This window comes from Kitasatospora sp. NRRL B-11411 (assembly GCF_000721345.1).
Taxonomy (GTDB): Bacteria; Actinomycetota; Actinomycetes; order Streptomycetales; family Streptomycetaceae; genus Kitasatospora; species Kitasatospora cineracea.
In genome coordinates this window covers 1-7,137 of record NZ_JOGH01000199.1, presented here as the reverse complement: position 1 = coordinate 7,137, position 7,137 = coordinate 1, and the positions used below count along the sequence as shown (strand labels likewise).

The 7,137-nt window shown below is 76.3% G+C and carries 4 protein-coding genes; all 4 read left to right on the top strand.

Annotation, left to right across the window (positions count from 1 at the left end; genetic code table 11):
• The first annotated feature begins 73 nt into the window (after positions 1-73).
• The 4 genes from IH44_RS0138280 to IH44_RS0138265 all read left to right on the top strand — a co-directional run bounded on the left by IH44_RS0138280 (position 74) and on the right by IH44_RS0138265 (position 7,058).
• Complete coding sequence (locus IH44_RS0138280; RefSeq protein WP_030464471.1) at positions 74-1,111, top strand: MoxR family ATPase; 1,038 nt, start codon at positions 74-76, stop codon at positions 1,109-1,111.
• A complete protein-coding gene (locus IH44_RS43475; RefSeq protein WP_030464470.1) occupies positions 1,108-5,100 on the top strand; it encodes an SAV_2336 N-terminal domain-related protein in 3,993 nt (1,330 codons plus the stop codon). Before IH44_RS0138280 ends, IH44_RS43475 begins: the two co-directional genes overlap by 4 nt.
• A 99-nt stretch (positions 5,101-5,199) precedes the next feature.
• Positions 5,200-5,781: a MarR family winged helix-turn-helix transcriptional regulator gene (locus tag IH44_RS0138270; protein ID WP_369795049.1), complete on the top strand. Its 582-nt coding sequence runs from the start codon at positions 5,200-5,202 to the stop codon at positions 5,779-5,781.
• Positions 5,778-7,058 carry an MFS transporter gene (locus IH44_RS0138265; protein WP_030464468.1) on the top strand — a complete coding sequence of 427 codons (1,281 nt, stop codon included), beginning with the start codon at positions 5,778-5,780 and terminating at the stop codon, positions 7,056-7,058. The genes IH44_RS0138270 and IH44_RS0138265 overlap by 4 nt, the downstream gene beginning before the upstream one ends.
• Positions 7,059-7,137: the final 79 nt, after the last annotated feature.

Genomic DNA, 7,137 nt, shown 5'->3' with positions numbered 1-7,137 from the left:
TCCCCACCCCGACCGCCGCCCCCTCCCCGGTCCCCATCCCCGCCCCGGCCCCCGCCACGGAAGGACTCCCGCGATGACCCTCTGGCGCATCTACCAGGGCGTGGACGAACCCCACGACCGGATCGCCGACCTGCCGCCCCCGCCGCCCTGGCGGGAGTTCGACGGCGGCCCGGACGGCACCCTGGCCACCGTGGACCGCGACGCGGTCGGCGGCGGCCGCCGCCGCCTGCCCCACCGGGCCGCGTACCGGGCCGACGAGCGCACCATCGACGCCGTCAACACCGCGCTGTACCTGCGCCGTCCGCTGCTGGTCAGCGGCGATCCGGGGGTCGGCAAGTCGACCCTGGCCGACGCGGTGGCCCGCGAACTGCGGCTGGGCCCGGTGCTGCGCTGGTCCGTCAACAGCCGCACCACGCTCCGCGACGGTCTGTACCGGTACGACTCGCTGGGCCGGCTGGAGGACGCCGGCCTGGCCCGCCACCAGTCCGACGCCCCGGCCGGGGCGGCCGCCGCCGCCACCGACCTCGGGCGGTACGTCAGCCTCGGCCCGCTCGGCACCGCGCTCGCCCCGTACGCGCTGCCCCGGGTGCTGCTGGTCGACGAGATCGACAAGGGCGACCTGGACCTGCCCAACGACCTGCTCGACGTGTTCGAGGAGGGCGGTTTCGAGATCCCCGAGCTGACCCGGGCCGCCGACCAGCAGCCGACCGTCGCGGTGCGCCCGCACGACGGCGGGGCGCCCGTGCGGGTGACCCGCGGGGCGGTGCAGTGCCGGGCGTTCCCGTTCGTGATCCTGACCAGCAACGGCGAACGGGAGTTCCCGCCCGCGTTCCTGCGCCGCTGCATCCGGCTGCACCTGCCGTCGGTGCACCAGGACGGCGAGCGGCTGCGGGCGATCGTCGAGGCCCACCTGCCGGGCGCGGGCGCGGCCGCCGAGGCCGCCGTCGGGGCGTTCCTCGCCCGGGCCGCGACCGGCGAACTGGCCACCGACCAACTCCTGAACGCTGTCTACCTGTTGGCCCCCTCCACCGGCTCCACCGCCCCGGACCGGGAACGCCTGCTCGACCTGGTCATGCAGCACCTCAACGACACCGCGCCCGGCCGGCCGTGAACAGCGCCCCCGACCCGGAACGGGACGCCCCACCCCACCGGGGCACCACCCCCCACCAGGACACCGCCCCGCGACAGGACACCGGCACCCACCAGGACACCGCCCCGCAGCGAAGCACCGCCTCGCAGCAGAACGCCGAACCGCAGCGGGACGCCGTCCGCCGGCTGGCCGCGCTGCTCGCCGACCTCAGCGGCGCGGACGGTCCCGCCCCGACCGGACGCGAACTCGCCGACCTGCTCTGGCTGCGCGAGCGGATGGGCGGCGGCACGCCGCGCCGCCTCGCCGAGACCGACCGGTCGTCGGTCAAACTCCACCGCCCGACCGGAGTCCACCACCCCGCCCCCGCCCGGGATCCCAACGCCCTTCCCCCGCAGCGAAGTTCGGACCCCACCCGCCGCCGCCCGCTGCACCTGCCCGGCCCGGCCCCCGCCGCGGACGCCCCGCCGCTGCCCGCCTCGCCGGTCCGGGTCGGCACCGACCGCGTCCTCCCCCGCCGCCGCGAACTCGCCCGCGCGCTGCGCCCGTTGAAGCGCGGCGTGCCGTCCACCGACCGCACCGCGCTGGACGAGGAGGCCACCGCCGAACGCCTGGCCCGCGACCCGCGCTGGTGGCCGGTCCTGGTGCCCGCCGTCGACCGCTGGCTCGGCGCCCGGCTGATCGTCGACGCGCACGGCGACAGCGCGGTGCTGTGGGAGCCACTGGCCCGCGAACTGTCCACCCTGCTGGCCGATTCCGGGATCTTCCGGGACGTCCGGCTGCACCGCCTCACCGGCCCCGACGCCCCGGACGACGACACCGCCGCGCCGCCGACCGGACGCACCGCCACCTTCGTCCTGACCGACGGCGTCCACCCCGACTGGGCCGGGCCCCGCCTGCGCGCCGCCCTGCGCCGCTGGGCCCAGGCCGGACCGACCGCCGTCCTGCAGACCCTCCCCGAACACCTCTGGTCGCAGACCGCGTTGGCCCCCGAACCCGGCCGCTTCCGCACCGCCGCCCCCGCCGACCCGAGCCCCCGCTTCGCCCCGTACGCGCTCCTCCCGCCGCCGCAGCCGCCCGGCACCCTGGCCGTCCCCGTCCTCGGCCTCACCCCCGAGTGGCTCGCCCCGTGGGCCCGCGCCACCGCCGGACCGTCCGCCTACGACGCGCCCGCCGTCCTGCTCACCCCCGACCGCCTCCCCAAGCCTTCCGACCTGCCCGACCTGCCCGACCCGTCCGACCGGTCCGACCCGTCCGACCCGCTCGGGTGGGACGAATCCCTCGACTCTGGTCAACTCCCGCTCCCCACCGGCGACTTCGACTCCTTCCTGACCCAGTCCCAGCCCCGGGTGTTCCGGCTCGCCGCCCTGCTGTCCGCCGTGCCGCTGAACTTCGGCGTGATGCGGCTGGTGCAGTCCGCGCTGCTGCCGGACAGCCCGCCCGCCGACCTCGCCGAGATCGTCTTCAGCGGCCTGCTGCACGCCGTCCCGGACGACCCGTCCGCCGAACCCCTGGGCCGCGCCTACGAGTTCGCCCCCGGCGTCCGGGAGCGCCTGCTCGCCACCCTGCGCCGCGACGAGGCCCAGCAGGTCGTGGACACCGTCTCCGAGCACCTCGCCACCCACGCCGCCGCCCTGCACTCCCGTTTCACCGCAGTCTTCCCGGACCCGGACGGCCCGCTCACCCTCCCCGCCGCCGCCCGCCCCTGGGCCCACACCGCCGCGCCCGCCGACCCCGCCGCCCCCGCTGTCCCCGCCACGGTGCCGGGTCGCCGCTTCTTCCTCCCCGTCGTCGGCGTCGCCGTCCCCGGCGAGGGCGAGCCGGACGCCACCGGCCTGTTCGCGGGCGCCGCCCGGCTCGCCACCGCGTTCGGCCGACTCGGTTACCGGCAGGCCGAGTTGCCCGGCGACCGACCGACCGGACCAACCGGACCGACCAGCGACCGGAGCACCGGCGACCGGAGCGCCGTGGACCTGCTGCGCGCCTGGGCGGAGCAGGTCGACCTCGGCCCCGACGACCTGGTGACGGTCTACCTGGCCGGCCACTCCATGGCGGCCTTCGGCCAGCAGGCCGAACTCCTGCTCCCCGACGGCCTCTCCGCCACCCGCCGCCGCCAGGTCCGCCGCGTCGCACTGGAGGAGTTCCGCCGCGCCTTCGGCCGCCTCGGCCGCCTGCTCCTGATCGTCGACCAGCACCCGCTGCGCACCGGCCCCTCCGCCCCGCCGCCGGGGAGCCCGGCTCTCACCCTGCTGGTCCGCGGCTCCCTCCCCGGCCCGTACTTCCCGCAGCGCCTGGCCGACTGGCTCACCGCACTCGCCACCGGCGCCGCCGCCCCGCCCGCCACCGGACCCGACCTGCTGGAGCACCTGCACGTCGGCGACCTCGTCCCGGCCGACGCCACCCAGGACCTGCTGCCGTTCTTCACCCCCGAGGCCCGGCCCGCCGAGGCCCCGAGGCCCGAACCCGCCCACCTGCTGGACGCGTTGGTGTCCTGGCTCACCGGCGACCCGCACGACACCGCCCCGCGCGAGTTCTACAACACCACCCGGCTGCCGCTGCCCACGGCCCTGCGCTGCCTCGGCCCGCTGACCGACGGCATCGAGTCGACCCTCGTCACCATCCAGGGCCGGGACCCCGAGCAGAACTGGGAGGAACTCCGCGAACAGCTGGGGCTCCGGCACTTCGGTCGGGAGGCCGTCCTGGCGCACCTGACGGAGCGCGGCTCCCGCCTGCTGCTGGTCCTCACCTCCCGCCAGCCGTCGGCCGGAGTCCCGTTCCACGACGACGAGTTCCTGCATGCCCTCACCCGCAGCGGGGTCCGCGTCCTGCTGGTCGACCCCTTCGCCACCCCGACCCCGGGCGCGGTCCAACTCCGGCCCGGCCGCGACGAGTCGCTGATCTGCGACGCCGTCGACGGCGGCCAGCGCCTCGAACCCACCGACCGGGCCCGGGCCGCCGACGCCTACCGCCTCGCCCTGGACCTCGCCCTGACCTCCGGGAGCCGCTGGTGGCCAGCCGTGGCCACCGCCGCACTGGACCGGCTCGGCGCCCCGCACTCCACCCCGCACCCGACCCAACTCGACCGCGTCCAGGCCGCGTTCACCACCGCTCCGGGCGCCGCCGACGCGCTGCTCGACCTCTTCGGACTGATCCGCACCGGCCCGGCCGACCTGGTGGAACAGGTCTACGCGATCCTCCAGGCCCTGATCACCCACCGCGGGGACCCGGCCACCGGCCTGCACGCGGTCGTCGACCCGGCCGTCCTGGACGCGCTGCGCGGGCCGGACCTGGCCGCCGTCCGCGACTGGATCGACAACGACCTGATCGAGACCGCCGAACCGCACGGCGACCGCCTGCTCGAACTCGCCACGATCCTCGACGTCCCGGTGATCTCGCCGGTCCCCCTCCCCTCCGGACACCCGCTGAGCCTGTGGGTGACCCGGCTCGTCCCGCACCCCGAAGCCGACGGGACCGTCCGCCTGCAGCCGCAGCCCCCCGCCACCCCGCGCCCCGCCTTCGCCGACTTCGGCTACCTCCTGCAACGCAACTGGCGCTGCCCGACCGAGGGTTGCACCCGCTACGCACCCGCTTTCGAACCGCCGCCGCTGCCCAGCATCGAGGGCCTGGACATCGTCTGCACCGAGCACCGCACCCGGCTGACCCCCACCGGCCCCCGGCCGGCCGTCGCCCACTTCAAGGCCGTCACCGAACGGTTCTGCTCGGCCCAGTTCTCCGTCGAGGAGGGCAGTTCCTTCCCGCTCTCCCTCTCGGTCGACAGCACCCCGCTGGTCCTCTCCTTCCGCGACGGCACCGTCACCGTCCTGGCCACCGACATCGGCGCCCGCTACCGCTACCCCGGCCCCGGCCCCGACTCCGCCCCCTGGCAGGACCTGACCCCGGACCGGCCCCTCCCCGCCCCGCCCGGCACCCGCGTCGCCCCGTCCCTGCGCACCACCCTGGTCCGCACCGGCACCCCGCTCCCCGGCGAACCGGCCCCGCCCACCGCCTCCTGACCTCTGGACCCTGGCCCCTGGCCCCTCGAACCGCCGCCCCGCGCCCACCGGCCGAGAATATGCAACAGCACTTATACAAGCACTGTTACAATCTCTCCCATGCCCGAACCGACCGAGCCCCCAGCCGATCCCCCAGCCGATCCCGCGGCCGATTCCCCAGCCGATTCCCCGGCCGAAGTCCCGTCCCGCGCCCGCCCCGCCGACCCCTCCGAGCTGAGCCGCTGGCGGCCGCTCCGCCTGCTCCAGGCGTCGATGGACGAGGAGATCGGCCGGGTCTACGCCGAAGCGCCGGTCGAGGGGCTGCGGCCGAGTTTCGTGCTGGAGCTGCTCCGGCTGCACGCGCGCGGGCCGATGACCATCACCGAACTGGCCGAGTCCGTGCAGCACACCCACTCGGCGCTCAGCCAGAAGGTGGCCGCGATGCGGCGGGCCGGATGGGTGGAGACCGCGCCGGGGGAGGACGCCCGGAGCAAGAAGGTGGCGCTGACCGCGAAGGCGCGGGCGGTGGTCGGTAGGCTGGTCGCCGAGTGGGAGGCCACCGAGGCCGCGCTCGCCGAGCTGGAGGCCGAACTCCCTTACCCGCTCAGCCAGGTGGTCGAGGACATCGAACGGGCGCTGGCCCGCCGGAGCTTCCACGACCGGATCGTCGGGAAACTGGCCGAGGACCCGCGGTGGCGATGACCGGCGGCCGGCTGCTCCTCGACGTCGCCCCGCTGCGCGAGTCGCCCGCGTTCCGGCGGCTGTGGATCGGCGGGACGGTCTCCGGCTTCGGCAGCCAACTGGCAACGGTGGCCGTCATGTTCCAGGTCTGGGAGCAGACCCGCAGCACGGTGTGGACCGGCGCCGTGGGCCTGGCGCAGGCCGTTCCACTGCTGGTGCTGGGGCTGTTCGCGGGGGCGCTGGTCGACCGTTCGGACCGGCGGGCGCTCTACCTGCTGGCCACCGCCGGGCAGGCCGGGTGCGCGCTGCTGCTCGCGGCCCAGGCGCTGCTGGGCCACCTCCCGGCCGCCGGGGTGATCGCCCTGGTGGCGGGGCAGTCCGTCTTCGTCGCGGTGGTCGGCCCGGCCGCCCGGACGTTCCTCCCGCGTCTGCTGCCCGCCGGGCAGTTGGCGGCCGGCCTGGCCCTCAACCGCGTCGCCTTCCAGGGCGCAATGCTGCTCGGCCCCGCCCTGGGCGGCCTGCTGATCGCCGGGGCGGGCCTCGGCGGCTGCTACCTGGCCGACGCACTGAGCTTCGCGGCCGCCCTGTACGCCGCCTCCCGCCTCCCCCGAATGCGCCCGGACGCCGGACCCGCCCCCTCCACCGGGCCCGCCCCGACCGCCCCCGCCCGCCCGGGGCTGCGCGACGTACGGGACGGCCTGGCCTTCCTGGCCCGGACGCCGGTGGTCCGCGCCGCCCTGCTCGCGGACCTGGCCACCACCGTGCTGTCCATGCCGATCAGCCTGTTCCCGCTGGTCAACGCGGAACGGTTCGACGGCGGGCCGCGCACCCTCGGGCTGTTCCTGACCGCGATCGCGGCGGGCGGCGTCGCCGCGTCCGTCCTGTCGGGGGTGTTCACCCGCCGGCCGAACCAGGCCCTGGTGATGTTGGGCGCCGCGGCCACCTGGGGCGTCGCACTGGCCCTGTTCGGTATGGTCTCCGGCCCCTGGCCGGGGCTCGGACTGCTCGCGCTGGCCGGCGCGGCGGACACCGTCTCCGTGGTCGCCCGCGGCACCGTCGTCCAACTCCACACCCCGGACGCCCTGTTGGGACGGGTCGGCGCAGCCGAACAGATCGTCGGCCGGGCCGGACCCGACCTCGGCAACCTCCGCGGCGGCCTGGTCGCCTCCGCCACCTCCGGCACCACCGCCCTGATCAGCGGCGGCCTGCTCTGCGTCGCCGCCGTCGCCCTGATCGGAGCCGCCACCCCCGGGCTCCGCCGCCCACCCGCACCCTCACCCTCGTCCTCGCTCACCTGACCGACACTCGAACCAGGCATCCCCACCCATGCACCCATGTGGGTGATGACCACCCCCACCCACCCCAGTACGTTGGAGA

Bases quoted from the DNA above. Each gene is read 5' to 3' on its own strand.
- IH44_RS0138280 (WP_030464471.1), top strand. From the start codon at position 74: ATGACCCTCTGGCGCATCTACCAGGGCGTGGACGAACCCCACGACCGG.
- IH44_RS0138270 (WP_369795049.1), top strand. From the start codon at position 5,200: ATGCCCGAACCGACCGAGCCCCCAGCCGATCCCCCAGCCGATCCCGCG.
- IH44_RS0138265 (WP_030464468.1), top strand. From the start codon at position 5,778: ATGACCGGCGGCCGGCTGCTCCTCGACGTCGCCCCGCTGCGCGAGTCG.